21 protein-coding genes are annotated in these 22,767 nt (G+C 60.4%); 10 read left to right on the forward strand and 11 right to left on the reverse strand.

What is annotated here, in order from left to right:
- Nucleotides 1-118 precede the first annotated feature (118 nt).
- The 3 genes from ABDK74_RS12605 to ABDK74_RS12615 are packed head-to-tail and all read left to right on the forward strand — an operon-like array spanning nt 119 to nt 3,642.
- Nucleotides 119-655 carry a DUF1285 domain-containing protein gene (locus ABDK74_RS12605; RefSeq protein ID WP_408874511.1) on the forward strand — a complete coding sequence of 179 codons (537 nt, stop codon included), beginning with the start codon at nt 119-121 and terminating at the stop codon, nt 653-655.
- On the forward strand, nt 652-1,842 hold the full coding sequence (locus ABDK74_RS12610) for a CCA tRNA nucleotidyltransferase (RefSeq protein WP_346004043.1): 1,191 nt from the start codon (nt 652-654) through the stop codon (nt 1,840-1,842). Before ABDK74_RS12605 ends, ABDK74_RS12610 begins: the two co-directional genes overlap by 4 nt.
- A 45-nt stretch (nt 1,843-1,887) precedes the next feature.
- Complete coding sequence (locus tag ABDK74_RS12615) at nt 1,888-3,642, forward strand: ABC transporter ATP-binding protein (protein WP_346004044.1); 1,755 nt, start codon at nt 1,888-1,890, stop codon at nt 3,640-3,642.
- Here the strand turns inward: ABDK74_RS12615 and ABDK74_RS12620 are convergent.
- From ABDK74_RS12620 to ABDK74_RS12645, 6 genes are all read right to left on the reverse strand, one after another.
- On the reverse strand, nt 3,600-4,112 hold the full coding sequence (locus tag ABDK74_RS12620) for an RNA pyrophosphohydrolase (protein ID WP_346004045.1): 513 nt from the start codon (nt 4,110-4,112) through the stop codon (nt 3,600-3,602). The two genes, ABDK74_RS12615 and ABDK74_RS12620, sit on opposite strands and share 43 nt — an antisense overlap.
- The gene (locus ABDK74_RS12625; protein ID WP_346004046.1) at nt 4,109-5,269 is read right to left on the reverse strand and encodes a divergent polysaccharide deacetylase family protein; all 1,161 of its coding nucleotides are present in this window, start codon (nt 5,267-5,269) and stop codon (nt 4,109-4,111) included. Before ABDK74_RS12625 ends, ABDK74_RS12620 begins: the two co-directional genes overlap by 4 nt.
- An 18-nt stretch (nt 5,270-5,287) precedes the next feature.
- On the reverse strand, nt 5,288-6,745 hold the full coding sequence (locus ABDK74_RS12630) for a S41 family peptidase (protein WP_346004047.1): 1,458 nt from the start codon (nt 6,743-6,745) through the stop codon (nt 5,288-5,290).
- Between the two features lie 128 nt (nt 6,746-6,873).
- On the reverse strand, nt 6,874-8,154 hold the full coding sequence (locus tag ABDK74_RS12635) for a peptidoglycan DD-metalloendopeptidase family protein (protein ID WP_346004048.1): 1,281 nt from the start codon (nt 8,152-8,154) through the stop codon (nt 6,874-6,876).
- Nucleotides 8,141-9,673 (reverse strand): 2,3-bisphosphoglycerate-independent phosphoglycerate mutase, encoded by a 1,533-nt coding sequence (gpmI, locus tag ABDK74_RS12640; protein WP_346004049.1) that lies wholly within the window; start codon nt 9,671-9,673, stop codon nt 8,141-8,143. The genes ABDK74_RS12635 and gpmI overlap by 14 nt, the downstream gene beginning before the upstream one ends.
- 115 nt (nt 9,674-9,788) lie before the next feature.
- Complete coding sequence (locus tag ABDK74_RS12645; protein WP_194254911.1) at nt 9,789-9,980, reverse strand: CsbD family protein; 192 nt, start codon at nt 9,978-9,980, stop codon at nt 9,789-9,791.
- A gap of 163 nt (nt 9,981-10,143) precedes the next feature.
- Here ABDK74_RS12645 and msrB point away from each other — a divergent pair, with 163 nt between their 5' ends.
- The 3 genes from msrB to ABDK74_RS12660 all read left to right on the forward strand — a co-directional run bounded on the left by msrB (nt 10,144) and on the right by ABDK74_RS12660 (nt 11,564).
- Nucleotides 10,144-10,560, forward strand: a complete 417-nt coding sequence (gene msrB, locus ABDK74_RS12650; RefSeq protein WP_346004050.1) for a peptide-methionine (R)-S-oxide reductase MsrB — start codon at nt 10,144-10,146, stop codon at nt 10,558-10,560.
- The gene (gene upp / locus ABDK74_RS12655; RefSeq protein ID WP_346004051.1) at nt 10,557-11,195 is read left to right on the forward strand and encodes a uracil phosphoribosyltransferase; all 639 of its coding nucleotides are present in this window, start codon (nt 10,557-10,559) and stop codon (nt 11,193-11,195) included. Before msrB ends, upp begins: the two co-directional genes overlap by 4 nt.
- A gap of 81 nt (nt 11,196-11,276) precedes the next feature.
- Nucleotides 11,277-11,564, forward strand: a complete 288-nt coding sequence (locus tag ABDK74_RS12660; protein ID WP_211586986.1) for a DUF1330 domain-containing protein — start codon at nt 11,277-11,279, stop codon at nt 11,562-11,564.
- A gap of 3 nt (nt 11,565-11,567) precedes the next feature.
- Here ABDK74_RS12660 and ABDK74_RS12665 read toward each other — a convergent pair whose 3' ends face one another.
- Nucleotides 11,568-12,794 (reverse strand): threonine ammonia-lyase, encoded by a 1,227-nt coding sequence (locus tag ABDK74_RS12665; RefSeq protein WP_346004052.1) that lies wholly within the window; start codon nt 12,792-12,794, stop codon nt 11,568-11,570.
- Complete coding sequence (greA, locus tag ABDK74_RS12670; RefSeq protein ID WP_194254905.1) at nt 12,794-13,267, reverse strand: transcription elongation factor GreA; 474 nt, start codon at nt 13,265-13,267, stop codon at nt 12,794-12,796. Before greA ends, ABDK74_RS12665 begins: the two co-directional genes overlap by 1 nt.
- 240 nt (nt 13,268-13,507) lie before the next feature.
- Between greA and ABDK74_RS12675 the strand changes: the two genes are divergently transcribed.
- Nucleotides 13,508-13,717 carry a helix-turn-helix transcriptional regulator gene (locus ABDK74_RS12675; RefSeq protein WP_194254903.1) on the forward strand — a complete coding sequence of 70 codons (210 nt, stop codon included), beginning with the start codon at nt 13,508-13,510 and terminating at the stop codon, nt 13,715-13,717.
- A 46-nt stretch (nt 13,718-13,763) separates the two neighbouring features.
- On the opposite strand, the gene carB is transcribed toward ABDK74_RS12675, so the two are convergent.
- A complete protein-coding gene (gene carB, locus ABDK74_RS12680; RefSeq protein ID WP_346004053.1) occupies nt 13,764-17,018 on the reverse strand; it encodes a carbamoyl-phosphate synthase large subunit in 3,255 nt (1,084 codons plus the stop codon).
- Between the two features lie 3 nt (nt 17,019-17,021).
- Entirely contained in the window at nt 17,022-18,401 is a 1,380-nt protein-coding gene (carA, locus tag ABDK74_RS12685) for a glutamine-hydrolyzing carbamoyl-phosphate synthase small subunit (protein WP_346004054.1), read from the reverse strand.
- A gap of 247 nt (nt 18,402-18,648) precedes the next feature.
- On the opposite strand from carA, the gene ABDK74_RS12690 reads away from it, so the two are divergent.
- Both ABDK74_RS12690 and ABDK74_RS12695 read left to right on the forward strand, forming a co-directional pair.
- Entirely contained in the window at nt 18,649-19,104 is a 456-nt protein-coding gene (locus tag ABDK74_RS12690; RefSeq protein WP_346004055.1) for a GatB/YqeY domain-containing protein, read from the forward strand.
- A 128-nt stretch (nt 19,105-19,232) separates the two neighbouring features.
- Nucleotides 19,233-20,183, forward strand: a complete 951-nt coding sequence (locus tag ABDK74_RS12695; protein ID WP_346004056.1) for a cation diffusion facilitator family transporter — start codon at nt 19,233-19,235, stop codon at nt 20,181-20,183.
- Between the two features lie 47 nt (nt 20,184-20,230).
- On the opposite strand, the gene ABDK74_RS12700 is transcribed toward ABDK74_RS12695, so the two are convergent.
- Nucleotides 20,231-20,602, reverse strand: coding sequence for a hypothetical protein (locus ABDK74_RS12700; protein WP_346004057.1), 372 nt, complete (start codon nt 20,600-20,602; stop codon nt 20,231-20,233).
- A 212-nt stretch (nt 20,603-20,814) separates the two neighbouring features.
- Here ABDK74_RS12700 and dnaG point away from each other — a divergent pair, with 212 nt between their 5' ends.
- Nucleotides 20,815-22,662 (forward strand): DNA primase, encoded by a 1,848-nt coding sequence (gene dnaG / locus ABDK74_RS12705; protein WP_346004058.1) that lies wholly within the window; start codon nt 20,815-20,817, stop codon nt 22,660-22,662.
- Nucleotides 22,663-22,767: the final 105 nt, after the last annotated feature.

Consider the following 22,767-nt stretch of genomic DNA (forward strand, 5'->3'; position numbering starts at 1 on the left):
TCGATTGCACCCAAGTTGGTGTGAGAAGAGAGTTTTTATGCAGTTGGAGGGAAAATTGAGCGATCATCAGTTCCGGCAGGCGGCCCGGCCTGACGTCTTCGCGGCTCCAGATCCGCTGGTGCCACCGTCTTCCTTTCCCGACTGCTCGTCCACGGGCCCTCGAAAGCTGCCCTTTCTGATCCAGCGCGACGGGACATGGCTTTATCGGGGCTCGGCAGTGAAGCGCAAAGCCATGCTATGCATGTTCTCGTCCATGCTGACCCGCGACCCCGAAGGCATCTACTGGCTGAAAACGCCGATGGAGCAGGGGATCATTCAGGTCGAGGACGTCCCGTTCGTAGCGGTCGAACTGGATTTTCGTGGAACCTGCGGTCGCCAGCAAAATCTCTGTTTCCGCACCAATATGGACGAATTGATCTGCATTGGCCCCGAACACTCCCTGTCGTGTGACTGGGATCGACCTTCGGAAGAATGTGCCGGTGTGCCTTACATCCATGTGCGGGACGGCGAAGGCGCCTTTCCAATTCAGGCACGGGTGACGCGCGCGGTTCATTATGAACTCGCGGCTCTCGCCGTTCCCGGTCATGTAAAAGGAAAGCCCTGTCTCGGTGTCTGGAGTCAGGATTGCTTTTTCCCGCTTTCGCGGCCTGCATGACACATCGCACCGGCCTGTTGGAGCGTCTGCCGGATCGGAAAGGTCTGGACCGGATCTGGAGTGTCCTGCCTGAAGCCCGTCTTGTCGGCGGGTCTGTCCGTGATCTGCTCGCAGGTGTTCCTGTCCATGATCTGGATCTTGCGACTCCGGAGCCTCCCGAAGCGGTGCAGCAGCGGCTGGAAAACGCGGGAGTCCGGGTGATCCCGACTGGCCTGTCCCATGGAACGGTAACAGCGTTGCTGGATGGGGTTCCATATGAGATCACGACCCTGCGCCGGGATGAAGAAACGGATGGACGTCACGCGGTCGTAGTCTGGACGCAGGACTGGACGGAAGACGCAGCACGGCGCGATTTTACGATCAACGCCATGTCGCTGGATCGTCATGATCGTCTCCATGACTATTTCGGAGGACAGGGGGATCTGAAAAGCCGTCAGGTCCGCTTCGTAGGGGACGCATCGCGCCGGATTGCAGAAGACGCCCTGAGAGCGCTGCGTTTCTTCCGGTTTGAGGCGCGTTATGGAAACGGCAATCCTGATCGTGCAGCCCGTAAAGCCGTTTCGAAACAGCTGAAACTGATTGGGACGCTTTCTGCCGAACGGGTCGCGTCCGAACTCTTCAGAATTCTTTCGGGTCCGCGCCTCGCGAAAACAATCGCGGCGATGGAGGCGGTTGGACTCTTGCAGGTTATCCTGCCTGATCCGGACCCGGCTGCTTTGAATCGTTTGCTAAATTGCGGTGCTCCGGAAAATCCTCTGCTCAGGTTATTCGCCCTTTGCCATGAAAGCAGCCGGGAGTTGCCCGGACGACTGAAACTTTCCAACGCGGATGCCGCGAGAATTGACGTCTGGGCTTCAGACAATCCGATCCTGTCTCCGCACATGTCTGACGATGACCTGCGTCGACTGCGCGCGGAACAGGATCTGGACCAGAGTCTGGAACGGAGTTGGCTGCATCAGGCCCGTCTTGTGGGTAAGCCTGACAGCACATGGGACGGTTTTCGTTCTAGATTGCAGGCGCTTTCACAGCCGCATTTTCCGTTATCCGGCAAAGACGCTCTTGCTCACGGCGTTCTGCCCGGGCCGGGCATGGGGCAGTGGCTGAAAAAAGGCCGGGACTGGTGGATGATGCAGGGATGTCTGCCGGATCGTGCGCAGTGTCTGGCCTATCTTGTCGCGCATCCGTGAGATGGCGGTTTCGTCCTTTTCGCAAGGTTTGCTAAACCCCCGGACATGACGAAAACCACAGCCCTTGATACGGACAGCCGCGTCCTGATGAAACGCATCTGGCGCGAGGAAATGCGCCAGCATGTCGGACGGATCATTTCCGTTGTTGTCCTGACCGTTCTGATGGCAGCACTGACCGCGCTTTATCCTGCCGTCATCAAACGGGCTGTGGATATGTTCGCGGCGCATGATTCCCGAATTTTGTATCAGATTCCGGCGCTTGTTGTGATCGTGACCGGACTTAAGGCCGCGTCCCAATATGGACAGACGATTGCCGTGCAGGGGCTGGTTCTGACGGTGATTCGCGGCTTGCAGTCCCGTATGTTCGCGCATTCGCTTCAGGCAGATATCTCGACGATTGAAAAGGACGCGCCCGCCAAATGGGCCGCCCGCTTTACCACTGACGCCATTTCGATCCGCGAGGCCATGATCCGTGTGGTCAACGCGCTCGGAGACGCCGTAACGGTAGTGGGACTGGTGATTTCCATGATCGTGACAGATTGGGAACTGAGCCTGATCGCGCTCGTGCTCTATCCGATCGCGGCTGTTCCTATCCAAAAGCTGGGCAAAAAAGTGCGCCGTGCCTCGGGCGGCATGCAGGAGCAGATTGGCGAGACCTCAGCGCTGCTAAACGAAAGTTTCGCTCTGGCCCGACAGATCCGTATCTACCGCATGGAAGACCGGGAAAGCTCGCGGGTCGATCATTCTCTTGATCTGCTCCATTCTGCATTTCTGCGTATTGCCAAAGGTCGTGCTCGCGTTGATCCAGTGCTTGAAGTTCTGGGTGGTGCAGCGGTGGCTGCCGTGCTGGGGTTTGCGGGATGGAGGGCAGCTCAAGGCGGCGCAACACTCGGAGACTTTACGGCGTTTATCGCAGCCCTCTTGACTGCATCCCGACCCATTCGCGCGCTGGGTTCTCTCAACACGGCCCTCCAGGAAGGTCTGGCCGGACTATCGCGTGTTTTCGCTGTGATTGACGAACCCCCGGCCGTGATGGAGCGGGCGGGGGCGAAACCCCTTCCAGCAGGCAAGGGACACTTGGTTTTCGAACAGGCAGGGTATCGTTATGAAGACGGCCGGGTCGCATTGCGGGGCCTGACTTTCGACGTGCAACCCGGAAAAACCGTGGCGCTTGTCGGCCCGAGCGGCGCCGGAAAATCCACGGCACTGTCCCTGATCCCGCGTCTGCATGATGTGAGTGAAGGGAGTATCCGGCTGGAAGGCGTGGATCTGCGCGATCTGACACTCTCATCCCTTCGCGATGCCATCGCCTATGTCAGTCAGGATACGACCCTGTTTGATATGTCTTTGATCGAGAATATCTGGATCGGGCGTCCTTCTGCATCGCGGGATGACGTCGAAAAAGCATGTGCCATGGCGGCAGTCGATTTTCTCGATAATCTGCCTGCGGGACTGGAAACACGGGTAGGACCGGGTGGACGTCGACTGTCGGGCGGCCAGCGTCAGCGTGTGGCACTGGCCCGTGCCCTTTTGCGCAATCCGCGGGTGCTGCTTCTTGACGAAGCAACGAGTGCTCTGGATTCTGAAAGTGAGGCGCGGGTTCAGAAGGCCTTGGCCAATCTGCGTTCAGGCCGCACGACCGTGATTGTCGCACATCGGCTCTCCACGGTGCAGGCGGCAGATCTCATCGTCGTCATGGATCACGGCGCTGTCGCCGAAGCGGGGACACATGCGGAACTGCTCAGGCAAGATGGTCTTTATGCACGGCTGGTACGAACCCAGTCTTTGGCAGCGGCCTGAAACAGGGCCGTCAGTTCTGGGATTAATGCGACATATAGGTCTTTCTTGAAGCCCAGATCGCGTTCCAGAACGTCGTTCGGCTCAACCCATTCCCAGCAGTCGAATTCCGCTGGCTCATGAAGGTCCAGCCGAATATCGGAATCCTGTCCTTCGTATCCCATCACGAACCACTTCTGGGTCTGCCCCCGGAAGCGGCCACCCAGCGCCTTGCCGATCAGGGCAGATGGCAGATCATAGGACAGCCACCCCTCACGTTCGGCAATAATGCGGGCGTTGCTTGTGCCGATTTCTTCGCCCATCTCTCGTATGGCGGCTGTTTCGGGCGTCTCGCCCTCATCGATCCCACCTTGCGGGCACTGCCAGACACGGCCTGGAAGATCCGTCCGGCAGGCGATGAACAGCTTGCCCTCCCGATTAAAGAGCGCAATTCCGACATTCGGACGATAGGGCAGGGTCATGTAATCGCTCATAAAGGGGCAAGCGGACTGGAAGAAAGTAGATTGGCGGCCTGATCGTTTCCGATGCCGCCATCGACGAAACTTGAAGGCGGCACCAAAACAAAACTGCCTGCCGCCGGGCCTTTGAGCCAGGTTGCAAGACGGTCGATCATGACGGGTGTGACAGGACCGACCATCAGCAGAATTTTCGTGGGCTTTCCGTCCTGAGGCAGCAGGGCGGCAAGGCGATGATCCAGAGTGGCAGCATCCGCATCGCCATCAATCCAGGCCGTCGCGGTCATGCCGCGCGTGCGGCGACCATCCTGTGCAGAGCCTGACAGATAAAGAAGGCCCTTACCGCTGATTAAACTGGCAATCGGAGCAAAATCCGGCGAGGTCGCGTAACCGCCGCCCGGTTGATCGTCTCCGTTTTCAGAAGCATCCGTCAGGCCTTCCGCGCCTGTGGCCCGTGAAAGGCACCATTCCAGTTCACGCTGGTCATCAGCGGCGGAATTGCCGTATCCCAGTGCGTGAGGCCCTTCATCAACGCGTTCAGGATGGGCGCTTTGCATTGGAAGCGTAACATAGACTTCCCGATGGCTGGCGTGTGCACGCGCAATAATATCACTGATATTGCTGACATAAGGCGAAATCCCGACCGCGACCGGCGCTGGAATGCGCGAAAGCACATCGTAGGTCAGGGCGTCGGAATAACCAAAACCCTGAAGCACGATTGCAATGGCGGTCTTGTCCGCTGGAACCGCGGGCGAAGACGGTCTGACAGCGGCTGTTGAACCGACGGCGGTGGGGGGCGTCATCGCGGGCAGGGTCTGCTGTGTCACTGCGGTCGAAGGCGCTGCCGGGGTAGGCGGAACAGTCTTGGCGGGAATGACCGTCAGTGCCGCAACCTGTATTGCAGGATGCGGCGTCTCAGGCGAACTGACAGGGCGTGCCGCCTCTTTCGGCACCGGTGTGGAGACGATTGAGGAAGTGTTCTGTGCAGGCGGAGCTTCTGGTTGTGCCGGAGGAGTAATTTTTGCCAGAACGACAGGTTTCTGTTGATGGAACAGAAACGCCGCCGCTCCTGCCCCTCCTGCGAGAAGGACGGCCCAGAACGCGATCAGAAGGCGTCCGATAACGGGAAGTCGTTGCCAGAGCCCTGCACGGCTGGAGGCGGGACGGTTCTGCACGATCCGGGATGTCCTTAGTTAGTGATGTGCTTCAGACGGTTTGGGGGCGGCAGGAGCGGCAGCCTTCACTTCGGTCGCCGGGGCTGTCGCAGGAGCCGGATTTGAAATGCCTGCCATCGCGTTGACGACCTTGATGGCCTGCTGAAGCTGGAAATCCGTCGCGGGCTTTGTCGGGTCAAATGCGGGCCAGTTGGCATCCGGCATTTTGGGAATGGATTTCGCAATCGGCGGAATATCTGTGCGTGGCGTTTCGGTTGTCCGGTTGCCGCCGATATTCGTCAGAATATGGGATAGATCCGCTTCACGATATCCGTAAGAATCGTCGTCCTTTGTTTCGGAGACGGGGATATCGGGGGTGATGCCAAGGCCCTGAATGGAGCGCCCGGATGGCGTGTAGTAGCGGGCTGTCGTCAGGCGGACTGCGCCCTGATCTCCGATCGGGATCAGGGTCTGGACCGAACCCTTACCGAAAGTCTTTTCGCCGAGGATGATGGCGCGGTGATGGTCCTTCAGCGCGCCAGCCACGATTTCACTGGCCGAGGCAGAGCCACCGTTCGTCAGGACGACAATCGGCAGCCCATTAGTGATGTCCGTACCCTTTGCATCCCAGCGCTGGTTGTTTTCCGCATGGCGACCACGAATGGAGACGATTTCTCCGTCCTTGATGAAGTCATCCGCGACCGCAATGGCCTGATCGAGCTTGCCGCCCGGATTGGAGCGCAGATCGAGGATGATCCCGGTCAGCTTGCCGCCGGGGGTCTTGGCCGCTTCCGCTTTGAGTTTATCGAACGCGGCATGCATGGCGCCTTCAAGATCGTCATCGAATTCGGTCAGACGGATATAGCCCGTGCTGCCATAAAGCGCCGACTTTACGATCTGGACATGGACGATTTCGCGCGTCATGTCGAAGGTCAGGGTCTTGCCAGTCTTGGGGCGCACGACTGTCAGGCTGATTTTGGTGCCCGGATCGCCACGCATCTTGCGGACGGCCTGATCGAGCGTCAGGTCATCGATGCTCTTGTGGTCGACCATCGTGATGAAATCGCCCGGCTGGATGCCTGCGCGCGCGGCCGGGGTGCCGTCGATCGGGGAGACGACGCGGACATGGCCGGATTCACCCTGCACCTGAAGACCCAGACCGCCGAACTTACCCGAAATCTCGGTCTGCATGTCGTGGAACTGGGCTGCGGTCATGTAGGAGGAATGGGGGTCGAGGTTGCCGACCATGCCATCCAGCGCGTTGTTGATGAGGTCTTTGTCGGACACGGGGTGGACGTATTCCGCCTTCACCACGTCCATGACCGTTCCCAGTAGAGTCAGCAGACGGACGGTTTCCGCGCTGTTGTCATGAGAAATCTCACGGGCGAAGGCTGCTCCCGGAAAGTCGCCGGAGCCAGCAAGACGCAGGGCGCCCGGTCCGACAGCCAGTCCGGCCAGAAAGGCGGTGCCCAGCAACAGGCCACTGCGAAACTTCATGTGATCTCCATCCTCGGGCACGAAGGAACCTGCTGGCCGACGGTGCTCCGTAGAGAGACTAAGCCGGTTCAGGTTGCCAAATTACTAAGATATGATCCTACAAGGTCAGACGCGCTCGGCAAACCGGCTCAGAGGAAAGGAGCCGGGCTGACCACCTGTGCGCCGTGGCGCAGCTGGACAAAAAGCATTCCTTCCGCCGCGGGCATCTGGCCGAGTGTGGCAGCTTTCCTGATGCTTTGGCCACCCGAAACAGTCAGTTGGCCCAGTCCGGACAGCACGAAACGATAGTTGCGCCCGCAATCAAGGATCAGCATCTGTCCGAAAGAGCGGAAAGGACCGGCAAATTCGACTCGGCCTGTACACGGAGCTTGCACGGGAGCGGAGGAGAGGGCGGCGTAGGTGATGCCGGTTGCTGGTCCGGCTTCTGTTGCCTGCCCCCAGCGGATCGCAACATGGCCCGGAACCGGGGCGTGGCCGCCACTGCTGGAAACGCCCTGTCCAGCGGAAGAGAGAGACTGGGCCTGCGAGCGCGCATGACGGGCACGTTCGAATTCGTGCTGGCGGGCGAGAGCTGCGGCTTCTTTTTCAAGCTCGGCGCGGGCCTGTGCTTCCTGCCGTACCAGACTGGTGATTTCCGAAGAAAGTTCCGCTGCGGCCTGCATGGCATCGGCAACGGCTTTGCGGGCTTTTTGCGCGCCCTGATCTGCGACGGCTTCCTGATGCGCTGCAATCCGGGTCCGGGCGGCGGCAGTGTTACGCTCATGCGTCTGCTGCGTCAGCAGGTCCGAAAGCTCTTTCTGGTGCCGCTCCAGATCGCTGCCGATGGCATGGAGTTCGTCTTCGCGGGACTGGAGGGTCTGGGCGCGCTGCCGGGTGAGCTGGGAAAAGCCACCGAGAATGGAAAGGGCGGTTACGCTTTCAGACGCTGTTTCCGGAGAGGCCAGCAGTGCCGCATCAGGCGCTATGGACAGGCGCGCTGCGATGGGGAGCAGGGGTTGCAGGGCGGCATTCTGCTGGCGGATGTCTGCCTGAACGGCCGTCCGTTTGTTTTGTAGTTCTACAATAGTGTTTCGCAGGGTTTGGATGCGGCTCTGAGTGTTGTCCAGAGCAGACTGGGCCGTATGAGTCTGGGCGGTGTAGGCGAGCGTCCGGGCTGTGTCCTGCTTGGCTTTTGCTTCGGCCTGCGCCGACGCGATCTGCTTGGCCCGCAGGGTTGCGGCTTCTGCGGTCTGTTGCTGCTCCAGCGCGCGACGTGCGGCCTGTGCGCGGGCGAGGGCTCTCTGCCCCGCGCTGGGTGCTGTCAGCGTTGATTTCGCGGCATGATGGTGTGCCGCATGGTGCGCTACCGCCCAGTGGGACGACAGGAGCAGGGCAAGCGGCAGAATGTGTCGTGAATCAGGGGCTTTCAAGCAGGGAGACACCCGTCATTGCGTCAGGCTGCCTGATGTTCATGAGGGCCAACATAGTTGGAGCGAGGTCCGCCAGACGACCGTCATGAATGGTTTTGCCGTGAGCATGGGCTAGAATGACTGGGACGACATTCAGGGTGTGGGACGTATGAGCGCCGCCCGTCACAGGGTCTCGCATGGTTTCGCAGTTACCATGATCCGCCGTGACGAGCAGGGCCCCGCCGGCTTCGGCAATGGCGGTATTGATGCGGCCCAGCCCCTGGTCGACCGTTTCGCAGGCCTTGATGGCGGCGGGCAGGGAGCCTGTGTGGCCGACCATGTCCGGATTGGCGAAATTCAGGACGATCATGTCGAATTTGCCGCTCTCGATGGCGGCAACAGCCTTGTCCGTCAGTTCGGGTGCGGACATTTCGGGCTGGAGATCGTAGGTCGCTACCTTGGGGGACGGGACCAGAATGCGCTCCTCACCCTCGAACTGGACTTCGCGGCCTCCGTTGAGGAAGTAGGTGACGTGCGGATATTTTTCTGTCTCCGCCATGCGAAGTTGCGTTCTGCCCGCTTTGGCTACCACATCCCCCAGCAGATCATCGAGCGGCATCTTGGAGAACAGCACACTCATGTAAGGGGCCAGATGGTCGGAATAGCGGGACATGCCGCAGACAGACGCGAACTTTATCTTCCGTCCGCTCTCATATTCTGCGAAATCCGGAAGGACCAGAACGTCCAGAAGCTGGCGGATACGGTCTGCGCGGAAGTTGCAGGAGAGGATGCCGTCTCCGTCCTTCATGCCAGCGTAGTCGCCCAGCACGGTGGGAAGCACGAACTCATCACCCTTATCGCTGTCGTAACTGGCCTGAAGCGCGGAGAGTGCATCCGTGGCGTGAGGCCCCTTCGCATCCCGAATGGCCGCGACGGCCAGCCCAACACGTTCCCAGCGGCGGTCCCGGTCCATGGCATAATAGCGGCCGCTGAGTGTGGCGATTTTTACGGTGGCTGGCAGATCCGTGAGGAATTTTCCGATGAACTGTTCACCGGAGCGCGGCGCCGTATCGCGGCCATCGCTGAAGATATGAACGGCGACGGGAACGCCTGCTGCGCTGACAATTTTGGCCAATGCAACAACATGATCCTGATGGGCATGCACGCCGCCGGGCGAGATCAGACCCATGAGATGGCAGGTTCCGCCCGAGGCTTTCAGCGCTGCGATGTGCTCCAGCAGGACAGGGTTCTGAGCCAGGGAGCCATCCCGGGCGCTGCGGGAAATGCGGGGCAATTCCTGCATGACGACGCGACCGGCACCGATATTCAGATGTCCGACTTCGGAATTGCCCATCTGTCCGTCAGGAAGGCCGACATCCTCGCCTGATGTTTTCAGAAACGCATGAGGGCTTGTGGCCCAGAGCGTGTCGAATGTCGGTGTATTGGCGAGGCGGACTGCGTTGTCTGACTCATTCTCGCGCCAGCCGAAGCCGTCGAGAATGACCAGCATGACGGGGCGGGGCGTTGAGGATGCAGACATGGCAGTCTCCTGAAGGGAAGGAAGGAGTGAACTGTCGTTCATCATGCCACCATTCCCCGCAAATGCGAACGCCCGCCGTGAAGGCGGGCGCTGCATTGTGATCGGGAGGCTGGCCTCAGAGTTTGTCGACGCCGCTCTTGACCGCATCCTTGGCGTCCCCGACGCCCTTCTGGACTTTGCCCTTGAGGTTCTGGGCAATGCCTTCAGCCTCAAGCTTCTCATCGTTCGTCACGTGGCCGACTTCTTCCTTGATCTTACCCGTCACCTGATTGGCAACGCCTTTGATCTTGTCTTCGATGGAACTCATGACCGGATCCTTCCGTCTTGATGTTGTGCAGATATTAACGGGTTTCGCCGTGCCGGGTTGCGTCGTGACAGTTTAAGATGCGTGACAAAATACGGCCGCGCTTTCATACATCCCCAAAGATCCATTCCCAGAAGACGTCCCTCAGAGTTTCCGGAGAACCAGCATGACCCAGAGTTGCGACCCGAATGGGCAGACCAGCAGTGGTTGCGGCGTTGGCCTGACACCCGAGCAACGGCGTATTCTTCACGAGCACGGCACGGAACGCCCTGGTTCCAGCCCGCTCAATGACGAGAAACGCGCGGGAATCTATGCCTGTGCGGCCTGTGGACGCCCGTTGTTCTCCTCGGAGGCCAAATATGACAGCGGCAGTGGCTGGCCGTCATTTTTCCAGCCTCTCTCCGACGGTGTCGAAACCACGCAGGACAGCCGCTATGGCATGGTCCGCACGGAAGTTCACTGTGGGAACTGTAAGGGTCATCTGGGGCATGTCTTTCCCGATGGGCCGCCGCCTACGGGACTTCGCTATTGTATGAACGGTCTGGCGCTCGATTTCCGCCGGGCCGAAGGAGAAAAAGCATGAGCAAGGCGCTGTCGCCTATTGTCCTCGACCATCCGCTGGTGCGCCACAAGCTGACCCGTCTGCGTGACCACAACACATCCACGGCAGGTTTCCGTCGTCTGACGCGCGAACTCAGCCTGTTGCTGGCTTATGAAGCCACACGGAACCTGTCGCTGGCTCCGCGTCATATCGAAGCACCGAGTGGACCGATGGAAGGCGAAGAGCTGGACGGCAAGAAGCTGTGTTTTGTCTCCATCCTGCGGGCAGGAAACGGTCTTTTGGACGGGATGCTGGATCTGGTTCCGTCCGCGCGTGTGGGGCATATCGGGCTGCGTCGGGATCATGAGACGCTTGAGGTCAGCGAATACTATTTCAACATGCCGAGCGACGTTCCGGGCCGGACCTGCATCGTGCTCGACCCGATGCTCGCGACAGGGCACTCTGCTGCGGCTGCGCTGACCCGCGTGAAGGCTGCCGGGGCGACAAACCCGATCTTTGCCTGCCTGCTCGCTGTTCCCGAGGGAATTGCCCATATGGCGGAGCTGCACCCTGACGTGCAGATCGTGACCTGTTCGATTGACAGCCATCTGGATGAGCATGGCTATATCGTTCCGGGCCTTGGAGATGCGGGCGACCGTCTGTTTGGGACGCGCTGAAACAGAGGCACACGCTCTTGTGTGCTGAAATGTCAGGCGTTTTGTGTCGGGTATGGAGGCTCATCCTGAGGAGAGCGTTCCATGCCTGCCTATGCTTTATTTGTCCGTGAAAAACTCGCCGATCCGGCTGAATTCAAGAAATATTCGGAAGTTGTGGCTGAAACCTTCAAGGGGTTTCCGGCCAAAATCCTTGCAGCCTACGGCAAGCAGGAAAAGCTCGAAGGCACCGAGCCTGATGGTGTGGTGATTATCGAGTTTCCGGACGCAGCTTCGGCGCGTGCCTGGTACGAAAGCCCGGCCTACCAGAAGGCTGCCGAGCATCGCTGGAAGGCTGGGCCGTACAATGTCGTGATTGTGGACGGGGTCTGAGGATCAGTCCCGCCGGACGATGTAATGTCGCGCCAGATCGGTCTCGATCTGGTGGGCATGTTCGGTATCACGGGCTTCCACCATCACCAGCAGTTCGGCGGTCTGAACAGACGGGGAGGCGAACAGGCGGTGATGGGAGACTTCAATGATGTTGCCGCCGTAATTGCCAATACGGGTGGAGATGTCCGCCAGCATGCCCGGACGATCGGGGATCTGGAAGATCAAGCGCAGGATCCGACCATCCCGGAGCAGGGAGCGAAGGATCGTATTGGCGAGAATGCGCGCGTTGATGTTGCCGCCAGAAAGCGGTAGGGCGACGTGGCGGCCCCTGAACAGTTCAGGATAGGCCAGAACGGCAGCAAGGCCCGTGGCGCCTGCGCCTTCGCAGACCTGCTTGGCTTTTTCAGCCAGTGTCGTGACGGCGCTTTCGACCTGAAGTTCGCTGACGACGAGAACTTTGGAAATCCGGTTACGAAACGCGCTCAGGCAGTGGTCACCGAGTTTTGTAACCGCGATGCCTTCCGCAATGGTCGATCCGCCCAGTGTCGGGCCGTCTTCCTTGGGATAGCTGGACAGTGAGGCATAGGCCTCGACCTGTACGCCGATCACCTCAACGTCCGGGCGCAAAGCTGCCATGACGGTGGCAAACCCACCAATCAGGCCGCCACCACCCACTGGAACGACAACTGTGTCGATATCCGGTGCGTCCTGCAGAAGTTCAAGTGCCGCCGTACCCTGACCGGCAATGACGGCAGGATCGTTGAACGGGTGAACGAGAACGCGCCCGCCCTGCTTCTGAAGTTCGGCGGCTGTTTCGCTGGCCTGTGCGAAGTCGTCACCTGCGAGCACAACGTTCGCGCCCCAGGCCTGCGTTGCCGCGACCTTGGTGGCGGGCGTGAAGCGCGGCATGACGATGGTGGCATCAATACCGAGAAGACTGGCCTGACGGGCCACACCCTGTGCGTGATTGCCTGCAGAGACGGTAATGACGCCGCGTGCCCGTTCTTCCGGCGTCAGGAGGGCCATTTTGTTGGCCGCTCCGCGCTCCTTGAAGGAGCCGATCGCCTGAAGGTTTTCGAGCTTGAGCGTAATCTCCGCTCCTGTCAGCTTGGACAGGGCAGGGCAGGAAATCGTCGGTGTGCGGACCACCGTGGAGGCGATGCGCTCGTGGGCGCTCTCGATATCCGCGATGGTCACGACAGGGGTGGTGGACGTCAGGACGTCAGACATCAGCGATATGCGACCTTGAGGATTTCGTAAGTCCGGTCTCCGCCGGGAGCGGGGACAGACACGGTATCACCGACATCCTTGCCGATCAGTGCCTTGGCGAGCGGCGAGGAAATCGAAATCAGGCCCTGCTTGATGTCAGCTTCATGGACGCCAACGATCTGGTACAGGGCTTCCTTGTCGGTTTCTTCGTCCACGAGTTCGATATGCGCACCGAAACGGACGCGCGTTCCTGTCAGCGTGGACGGGTCGATGACTTCAGCACTGGAGACGATACTTTCCAGTTCCAGAACGCGCCCTTCGATGAAGGACTGGCGGTCCCGTGCTGAGTGGTATTCGGCATTTTCGGACAAATCGCCATGTTCGCGGGCTTCTGCGATGGCGCGGATGACAGCAGGGCGTTCAACGCTCTTGAGATTCCGCAGTTCGTCTTCGAGACGCTGCAGTCCCTTTGCGGTCATGGGGATTTTCTGCACTCTGCAATCCTTGGGAAAAATCATTGCGACTAAATGCGCATAAGTACCAAATAATAAGGTTTTTTAGCGATTTTTGCAAGAGTTGGAAAATTTATTATTGAAAAGCGATAAATCTGTTATATGCGCAGAGCAGATATTCTCTTATTGAAAAACAATAATAATTTCACTTCCGCTTTTCAGCGCCGGGTTGGGATCGGACGTGATCTGGACGAAAGTCAAGAACTGGACGAGGTCATCTGAATGCCCATTGCCATTAATCTGGACGCATTATTGCGTGAGCGCGGCATGACCCTGACGGAACTGTCGGAACGGGTTGGGCTGACACTGGCCAACCTGTCCATTCTTAAAACGGGGAAGGCCAAGGCCGTCCGGTTTTCAACGCTTGAAACGCTGTGTCGTGTGCTGGAGTGCCAGCCGGGGGATATTCTCGGATTTTCCGAAGAAGAATAGCCCCGTCGAAAGTCGCTCCGACGGGGCTGATACCGGGTTCTTCCTGTTAGAATGTGCCCTTGAAGTAGGACTGAAGCGGGGCAACACCCAGATCGTCTTCTTTGAGGACCGCAATCGCGTAGGTCGCCGCACGGGCACCTGCGATCGTGGTGTAGTGCGGGATCCCCATGGTCAGGGCGCTGCGACGGATCTCGTAGCTGTCCTGCGCGGCCTGACCACCCTGCGAGGTGTTGATGACCATCTGTACGTCGCCCGAGCGGATGGAATCCACGCAGTTCGGACGGCCCTGCATCACCTTGTTCACGCGCTTTACGGGAATGTCCGCGTCTTCCAGACGGGACGCCGTGCCGCTGGTGGCGAGGATCGTGAAGCCCATGGCGACCAGTTTGCGGGCCAGTGGCTGGACGTGGGCCTTGTCGCTGTCACGGACTGACAGGAACACCGTGCCTGCAAGCGGCAGTGTGACGCCAGCGGCAAGCTGGGACTTGGCAAAGGCGCGCTCGAAGCTGGAATCTAGACCCATGACTTCACCCGTGGACCGCATTTCCGGGCCGAGGATCGTGTCGGCATTGGCGAAGCGGTGGAACGGGAACACCGCTTCCTTGACAGCCACATGCGGCGAGACCGCACCGCCATCGAGCTTGAACTCGGTGAGCTTCGCGCCTGCCATGACGCGTGCGCCGATCTTGGCGACCGGAACCCCGGTAGCCTTGGCGACGAACGGTACGGTTCGCGAGGCGCGCGGGTTTACTTCGAGGACGAAGACTTCCTGATCCTTGATGGCGTACTGAACGTTCATCAGGCCACGGATGCCCAGTTCGCGGGCCATGGCTTCGGTCTGCGAGCGCAGTTCCGTCACCAGCGCGGGAGAGAGCGTGTAGGGTGGCAGGGAGCAGGCGGAGTCACCGGAATGGATGCCGGCTTCCTCGATATGTTCCATCACGCCTGCGACATAGACGTTCTCGCCGTCGCAGATGCAGTCCACGTCCGCTTCGATGGCATCGTTGAGGTAGTGGTCGAGCAGGACGGGGCCAGTCGAGACTTCGGGGCCTGCGGCGCGCAGGACCCCGTTGAGGTAGCGCTTGAGGCCCGGCTTGTCATAGACGATTTCCATCGCACGGCCGCCAAGGACGTAGGAGGGGCGGGCGACGACCGGGTAGCCGACCTCTTCTGCGATGGCTTCGGCTTCCGCCGGGCTGCGGGCGATGCCGTTGCGGGGCTGGCGCAGGCCGAGCTTGCGGAGCATGGTCTGGAAGCGCTCTCGGTCTTCGGCGCGGTCGATCGCGTCTGCGGGCGTGCCGAGCAGCGGGATACCGGCGTCTTCAAGGGCGCGGGACAGCTTGAGCGGGGTTTGGCCGCCATACTGCACGATGCAGCCCAGAACCTTGCCGCCCTTGGCTTCGGTGCGGATCAGGGCGATCACGTCCTCGGCGGTCAGGGGCTCGAAATACAGGCGATCCGAGGTGTCGTAGTCGGTGGAGACCGTCTCGGGGTTGCAGTTGACCATGACCGTCTCGAAGCCGGCTTCGCGCAGGGCGTAGGCGGCGTGGACGCAGCAATAGTCGAACTCGATGCCCTGACCGATACGGTTCGGGCCGCCACCGAGAATGATGATCTTGTCGCGGTTCGTTGGGCGACTTTCGCATTCCGGCGTACCGAACCCGCCTTCATAGGTCGAGTACAGATAAGGCGTGTCGGAGGCGAATTCTGCGGCGCAGGTGTCGATGCGGCGATAGACAGGCGTGACAGCCAGCTTCTCGCGCAGGTCTGCAACATCCGTGACGCTCTGGCCGGAGAGGCGGGCGAGCTGGACGTCGGAGAAGCCCTGGGCCTTGAGGCGGCGCAGATTGTAGGCGTCTGTGGGCAGGCCGTTCTTTTCGATCTCGCGCTCGGACACCACGATGTCTTCGAGCTGGCGGAGGAACCAGGGCTCGAACTTGCAGGCTGCGTTGATCTGTTCGACCGACAGTCCGGCGCGGAGGGCCTGCGCGGCCATCAGGATGCGCTCGGGGCGCGGTTCGGCCAGAGCGGCGAGATAGGCGTTGTGCGAACCGTCGCCGGGAGCTTCGACCGGATCGAGACCGGTGAGGCCCGTTTCCATCGAGCGCAGACCCTTCTGGATGGCTTCGGCGAAGGACCGGCCCACCGACATGGCTTCACCGACCGACTTCATGGACGTCGAGAGGAGCGCCGGGGAGCCGGGGAACTTCTCGAAGGTGAAGCGGGGGATCTTGGCGACGACATAGTCGATCGTCGGCTCGAAGGAGGCCGGGGTCGTTTTGGTGATGTCGTTCTTGAGTTCGTCCAGCGTGTAGCCCACAGCCAGCTTGGCGGCGATCTTGGCGATCGGGAAGCCGGTGGCCTTTGAGGCAAGCGCGGAGGAACGCGACACGCGCGGGTTCATCTCGATAACGACCAGACGGCCATCGGCGGGGTTGACGCCGAACTGCACGTTGGAACCGCCGGTCTCGACGCCGATCTTGCGCAGGCACGCGATCGAGGCGTCCCGCATCCGCTGATATTCCTTGTCGGTCAGCGTGAGCGCGGGGGCGACGGTGATGGAGTCACCGGTATGGACGCCCATCGGGTCGATGTTTTCGATGGAACAGATGATGATGCAGTTATCCGCGGTGTCGCGGACCACTTCCATCTCGTATTCTTTCCAGCCGAGGACGGATTCTTCGATCAGGACTTCGGTCGTGGGGGAGGCGTCGAGACCGCCTGCGACGATCTGGTCGAATTCTTCGCGGTTATAGGCGATGCCGCCGCCAGCGCCGCCCATGGTGAAGGACGGGCGGATGATGGCGGGCAGGCCGACATCGGCCAGTGCCGCGCGGGCTTCTTCGAGCGTATGGGCGATGGTGCTGCGGGGGCTTTCGATCCCGATCTCGTCCATGGCTTCGCGGAACTTCTGGCGGTCTTCCGCGCGGTCGATGACTTCCGCGTCCGCGCCGATCAGCTCCACATTGTGCTTTTTGAGGAATCCGGACTTGTCGAGCGCCATGGCGGCGTTCAGGGCAGTCTGGCCGCCCATCGTCGGCAGGACGGCATCGGGCTTTTCCTTGAGGATGATGCGCTCGACGAATTCCGGGGTGATCGGCTCGATATAGGTTGCATCTGCCAGACCGGGATCGGTCATGATGGTGGCAGGGTTCGAGTTGATCAGGATGACCCGATAGCCTTCCTCACGCAGGGCCTTGCAGGCCTGTGCGCCGGAATAGTCGAATTCGCAGGCCTGTCCGATGACGATCGGGCCGGCGCCGATGATCAGGATGGACGAAATGTCTGTCCGTTTTGGCATGGCTCAGGCTCCTGCTTTAGCGCGACGGTCCATGACCGCGACGAAACGCTCGAAAAGATAGAAACTGTCAGACGGGCCGGGGCTCGCCTCGGGATGGTACTGGACGGAGAAAGCGTCTTTCGTGGTGGAGGCGATGCCTTCGTTGGAGCCGTCGAACAGGCTCACATGCGTCACCTTCACATCGGCCGGAAGGGACTTTTCGTCCACGGCGAAGCCATGGTTCTGGCTGGTGATTTCCACGCGGCCGGTCTCGACGTCCTTGACCGGCTGGTTGGCGCCGCGATGGCCGCGCTCCAGCTTGTAGGTCTTGCCGCCCAGAGCCTGCGCGAGAAGCTGATGGCCGAGGCAGATGCCGAAGACGGGGATATTCGCGTCCAGTACCGTGCGGATCGCGGGGACGGCATAGGTGCCGGTTGCGGCCGGATCGCCGGGGCCGTTGGAGAGGAACACGCCTTCGGGCTTGAGTTCCAGAATCTCTTCGGCGGTGGCCGTAGCGGGCAGAACGGTGACGTCACATCCGGCGGTCACGAGGCAGCGTAGGATGTTGTCCTTGGCGCCGTAATCCATGGCGACCACGCGGCGGCGGTTTTCGGTCCGGGCCGGGCGGGTGGTTTCCCACACGCCCTGTGTCCAGACGCGCTTGGGCTGGGTCACCTCTTTGGCAAGGTCCATGCCTTCGAGGCCGGGCCACTGGCGGGCGCGGTTCAGCAGGCTGTCCGTGTCGATGCGGCCGTTTTCCGGGAAGGCGAGGATGGCAGTCTGGGGGCCATTGTCGCGCAGGATGCGGGTGATGGCGCGGGTGTCGACGCCGCTGATGCCCGCACGGTTGTGCTGCTTCAGCCATGCAGCAAAGGGTTCATGCGAACGCCAGCTTGCCGGGGCGGTGATGTCTTCCTTCACGACGGCACCGAGGGCGGCCATTTTCGGGGCCTCGTTGTCATCGGCGTTCGTGCCGACATTGCCGATATGCGGGAAGGTGAAGGTCACGATCTGTCCGGCGAAGGACGGATCGGTCAGGGTTTCCTGATAGCCGGTCATACCAGTGGAGAAGCACAGTTCACCGACTGCGCCTTCGGTGTGGGCGCCGAAGCCGCGACCCCACAGGACGGTCCCGTCTGCAAGGACAAGGGCGGCGTTGGCGCCGGGAGGGCAGGGATTGGACACGTCCGTCTCTCTTTCTTGTTCTTGTGGGGTTTGAGGTGCGGTGAGATCCGCTGTCAGATCCTGAAGGGCGATTCCCGGTACGCGCAGCAGGGCTGGCCAGTGTTTGGTAGGGACCATGCGGGACTGGCGCCATTTGCGCACGGCCTCCAGCCCAACGCCAGCGAGAGCAGCGATTTCGTCCGCGCCTCCGGCTTTTTCAATGATTCTGTCGATGTCCATGGTCGCCCCGTTGCTGGCTGCCGGATAGGCTCTGGAGCTTCTGAATACGGGATCGGAAACGGAATGGGAAGTTTTTTCCCATTGCCTGTTCTGCGTCATCGGAAGGGGTGGGAAGTTTTTTCCGAATGGCTTGTTTTGGAGCCACAGGGCCTGCCGGATTGTTGCAATCCGGCTTTTGTGCGATTTTGCCGCCATTCACGGAATGAGGGACGGCTTCATGAAGGCTGTCCGATAAAGGAGAACGGCGATGTCGCTTCGCAAGCAGATCATGGATGACCTCAAGACGGCCATGAAGGCCGGTCAGTCCGAGACGGTGGCGCAGATCCGCGGGATCACGGCCAAGATCAAGGATCTGGATGTCGCTGCCCGTGCCAAGACGGGCGAAGTGACGGATACGGACATCATTTCCGCCCTGCGCTCCATGATTAAGTCCCGCACGGAATCCGCTACGATGTATCGTGAGGGTGGCCGTCCGGAACTGGCGGAAAAGGAAGAGGGCGAGATCGCCACGATCAAGTCTTATCTGCCGCCGGAACTTGATGAGTCTGCGCTGAAGGCCGGGATTGCTGAAGCGGTGCAGAAGACCGAAGCAGCGGGCATGAAGGACATGGGCAAGGTCATGGCGGCTCTGAAAGAGCGTTTCGGTGCGGATCTGGACCCGGCGAAGGCCAGCGCGCTGGTGAAGGCGCATCTCTCGGCCTGATCCGTCAATCAGGATACGATGATGCAGAAAGCCGCTCCTTCGGGGGCGGCTTTTTTGTTGGGCGGACGTTTGACAGCGGGGCGTCAAGGTCATCACTCTGATCTCTGGATTTTACGAATGAGGCCAGAATGTCCGCAGGTGGTTCAACGAAGGTCGTTTTCATTGCCCTGGGGGTGAATTTCGGGATTGCCTGCGTGAAGGGGGCCGCTGCGCTGCTGACCGGTTCGGCGGCCATGCTGGCGGAGACGGTTCATTCGTTTGTCGACTGCGGCAACCAGATCCTGCTGCTGGTGGGGATGAAGCGGGCAGCGGCTCCGGCGACGAAAGAGCATCCTCTGGGGCATCACCGGGAGCTTTATTTCTGGACGCTGGTTGTGGCGGGCGCGTTGTTTGTCGGCGGTGGTGTCGCGTCCCTGCACGAGGGTTGGGAGAAGGTCTGGCACCCGACGGCGATGGAGCCTGTTCACATTCTGGGGCATGTCCTGCCCGGCTGGTGGCTGAATGTCACCATTCTCGGGATTTCGGGATGTCTGGAAGGGTATGGTTTTCTGGCGGCCATGAAGTCCCTGCCCTCGGGTAAGGGGTCGCTATGGACCATGATCCGCCGCAGTACCGATCCGGGGCTGTTTGTCGTGCTGTTCGAGGATGGGGCGGCGTTGGTCAGTCTGGTGATTGCGCTGGTCTTTACGGTGTTGTCCGTTGTGACGGGGTGGCATGTGCTGGATGGTGTCGCGTCGCTGCTGATCGGAATGGTTCTGGTGATCGTGGCGGTGCTGCTGACGAACGAGACGCGCTCTCTGCTGGTCGGGGAGAGCAATCCGGAAATTGACGCCTATGTGCGCAAGGAGGCCATGAGGCTGCCGGGCGTGGTCGGGGTGAATGAGGTCGTGACCGAAACGCGGGGGCCGGGGAGCATTATCGTTCTGCTGTCGCTGGACTGGGAGGATACGCTGACGGCCGGACAGGTCGAGCAGGGTGTGTCGGCGCTGGAGCGGGTAACGCGGGCGCGGTATCCGTCGGTCATGCGGATGTATGTCGAGGCACAGGACCACAAGGATGGTGTGCCGGTTCCGATTTAATCAAAGCAGGCCGGCCTCCCGTTGAGGAGAGGCCGGTGCAGGATGTTTTACTCGGGCTGTGCGGGAGCTGTCGCGTTCGGTGCAGAGGTTGCAGGTGCGGTGCTATGCATCTGGCCGGGGCTTGTGGAGTGTTCCACGTCGTAGGCTGTGGCTTTTTCTTCGTAAGAACCCTTGGCGCCCGGATGCTCTTTATCATACAGGGCCGCTTTGGCGCGGGCTTCCTTGCGGTAACGGTGACGCACATACATGCCGGTCACGCAGCCGCCCATGGCACCCAGAACGCCATGATGATTGGCGACATGGCCACCGACGGCACCGGCGGCACCGTATTTAAGGCATCCGCCCGGTTCGGCCTGCGCTGTCGTGAGCGACGTTGCCAGCAGGCCGGTTGCGGCTGCAAGCATCAGATACTTTTTCATGAACACTTCCTGTTTTTCAAAGCTGTCGGAGTACCCGGCAGCAGAGAGATGGCTTTAAGCATGCCTTAACCTCGCATCTGGAACAATGGGAACAGCGGTCCGATGTGACGGGTGTGGATTTCGGTGGAAAGTTTCCTTTAAACAAGAGCGCTGGCGCTGTATGCGCTCGTGGATCTTTTCTCTCTGACGCGCATGAAAGGCTCTTTCTGCCCATGGCAATTGATGCGGCCTTTCTGGATGAATTACGGAACCGGACGCCGCTTCCGTCGCTGATCGGGCGGCGTAACAAGCTGGTAAGGTCCGGGCGGAACTGGAAAACCTGCTGTCCGTTTCACGGCGAAAAAACGCCGTCCTTCTATATTTACGACGACCATTTCCACTGTTTCGGCTGCGGTGTGCATGGAGATGCGATCTCTTATGTGATGCAGAGCGAAGGGCGCAGCTTTCCAGAAGCTGTCGAGCAGCTTGCCTCCGAAGCCGGGCTTGAGGTTCCGAAGGCGGACCCTCGAACCGAGGCACGTGCGCGGGAAGCACAGTCTCTCGGGGATGTGCTGAATCTTGTGCAGGAGAGCTATCGGCGTCGTCTGTATCGTCCAGAAGGACGGGAGGGGCTGGCCTATCTGCGTGGACGGGGTCTGACGGACCAGACAATCGAACGGTTTGGTCTGGGATGGTCCGGGGACGGGCGGCAGTTGCTGGACGAACTGCGCCCGCATGGCGTGAACGTCGAAATGCTGATCCGTGCGGGTGTGATGCGGGTGGACGAGCAGGGCGCGCCGAAGGGAGAACTGTTCTTCAACCGTGTGACGTTCCCGATCCGGGACCGACGCGGACGGATGATGTCCTTTGGTGCGCGGACGCTGGGAGACGGACAGCCCAAATATCTCAACGGCCCGGAGACAGCGCTGTTTTCCAAGAGGCGGACGCTGTTCAATCTCGATCTGGCACGGGAAGGCGTGCATCGCGGGGCGGATCTCGTGGTGGTCGAGGGGTATATGGACGTGATCGCTCTCGATCAGGCCGGGTTTGGCGGTGCGGTCGCGCCGCTGGGCACGGCGATGGGCGAGGAGCAGCTTGAACTGCTGTGGCGCATGTCGCCATCGCCCATTCTGTGTCTGGATGGCGATGCGGCTGGGGCCCGGGCGGCGCTTCGTGTGTGTGAGGTTTCGCTGCCGTTGCTTTCGCCAGAACGGACGATCCGCTTCTGTCGATTGGATGCGAAGGACGATCCGGACAGCCTGATCCGCAGTCGTGGCCCCCGAGCCATGAAGGAGGCGCTGGCAGGCGCGACGTCCATGGCGGTGGAACTGTTCGGGCTTCTGACGGCGGGGCTGGTCGATCCGGGGCCGGATCAGCGGGCGGCGCTGCGGGAGAAGCTAGTGACGCTGTCGAAGCTGATCCCGGATCGGGCGTTGTCTTCGGAATATCGCAGCACCCTGTTGGATATGTTCTTCGAGCGTTTCAGGCGGAAGAAAACTTTCCAACGCAAGGCCGGAGAGAGTCTGAAGCTGTCCACGCAGGCTCCCGGTGCGATGCGCGATGTGGAGTCGGGGAATGTGGAGCGGCTCAACATCATGACGACGATGCTGCTGCTGCATCCCGATATCCTTCCGGAAGTGGAACAGGCCTATGCGGGGCTTTCTCTCCCGTCGGATCTGGATCGTTTGCGTTCTGCGCTTCTGGACTGGTCCTGTCAGGAAGAGGGGCGCGATGCCCTGACGGAAGAAAGCTGCATGGCGTGGCTTGAAGAGCATGGGCTGGCGGATCTGGCGGGGGCGCTGAAAAGTGGACCGATGCCGCGCGGTGTGGGGGACGGGAAGGTCCGGGATGAGATCCTAAAGGTGGATGTCATTGAAAGCTGGTGGCATTTTTATGCCTTGGTCAATTTCCAGACTTTCGAGCGCACTCTTGAAGAAGACGTGACCAAAGCTGTTGTGAATGGTGACATGGAGTCTTTTGTGGATGAGACTGGTCAGAGTGGGTTGCGCTTTCCCAGTGCGCTCATGACCCGGCTGCGGGTGCGTGATGCTCTCAAAAGCGGAGAAAGAGTCGGAGAGTGAACGCCCTGATGTGATGTTGGGATCACTTGCGAAGAAATGAATACGAAACGATTTTTATTCCCGAAAGGTTGCATTCTTTAGGGCTGCAATCTTGACTTCGGGCGA

It is taken from the genome of Gluconobacter sp. OJB (assembly GCF_039638275.1).
Taxonomy (GTDB): Bacteria; Pseudomonadota; Alphaproteobacteria; order Acetobacterales; family Acetobacteraceae; genus Gluconobacter; species Gluconobacter cerevisiae.

Excerpts from the sequence above, each read along its gene's own strand:
- ABDK74_RS12620 (WP_346004045.1), bottom strand. The coding sequence starts at position 4,112 with ATGAGCGATTACATGACCCTGCCCTATCGTCCGAATGTCGGAATTGCG.
- ABDK74_RS12645 (WP_194254911.1), bottom strand. The coding sequence starts at position 9,980 with ATGAGTTCCATCGAAGACAAGATCAAAGGCGTTGCCAATCAGGTGACG.
- ABDK74_RS12700 (WP_346004057.1), bottom strand. The coding sequence starts at position 20,602 with ATGAAAAAGTATCTGATGCTTGCAGCCGCAACCGGCCTGCTGGCAACG.
- upp (WP_346004051.1), top strand. The coding sequence starts at position 10,557 with ATGAGCAAGGCGCTGTCGCCTATTGTCCTCGACCATCCGCTGGTGCGC.
- carB (WP_346004053.1), bottom strand. The coding sequence starts at position 17,018 with ATGCCAAAACGGACAGACATTTCGTCCATCCTGATCATCGGCGCCGGC.
- ABDK74_RS12695 (WP_346004056.1), top strand. The coding sequence starts at position 19,233 with ATGTCCGCAGGTGGTTCAACGAAGGTCGTTTTCATTGCCCTGGGGGTG.
- ABDK74_RS12690 (WP_346004055.1), top strand. The coding sequence starts at position 18,649 with ATGTCGCTTCGCAAGCAGATCATGGATGACCTCAAGACGGCCATGAAG.
- ABDK74_RS12665 (WP_346004052.1), bottom strand. The coding sequence starts at position 12,794 with ATGTCTGACGTCCTGACGTCCACCACCCCTGTCGTGACCATCGCGGAT.
- ABDK74_RS12610 (WP_346004043.1), top strand. The coding sequence starts at position 652 with ATGACACATCGCACCGGCCTGTTGGAGCGTCTGCCGGATCGGAAAGGT.
- msrB (WP_346004050.1), top strand. The coding sequence starts at position 10,144 with ATGACCCAGAGTTGCGACCCGAATGGGCAGACCAGCAGTGGTTGCGGC.
- ABDK74_RS12615 (WP_346004044.1), top strand. The coding sequence starts at position 1,888 with ATGACGAAAACCACAGCCCTTGATACGGACAGCCGCGTCCTGATGAAA.
- ABDK74_RS12660 (WP_211586986.1), top strand. The coding sequence starts at position 11,277 with ATGCCTGCCTATGCTTTATTTGTCCGTGAAAAACTCGCCGATCCGGCT.
- ABDK74_RS12630 (WP_346004047.1), bottom strand. The coding sequence starts at position 6,745 with ATGAAGTTTCGCAGTGGCCTGTTGCTGGGCACCGCCTTTCTGGCCGGA.
- gpmI (WP_346004049.1), bottom strand. The coding sequence starts at position 9,673 with ATGTCTGCATCCTCAACGCCCCGCCCCGTCATGCTGGTCATTCTCGAC.
- ABDK74_RS12675 (WP_194254903.1), top strand. The coding sequence starts at position 13,508 with ATGCCCATTGCCATTAATCTGGACGCATTATTGCGTGAGCGCGGCATG.
- dnaG (WP_346004058.1), top strand. The coding sequence starts at position 20,815 with ATGGCAATTGATGCGGCCTTTCTGGATGAATTACGGAACCGGACGCCG.
- carA (WP_346004054.1), bottom strand. The coding sequence starts at position 18,401 with ATGGACATCGACAGAATCATTGAAAAAGCCGGAGGCGCGGACGAAATC.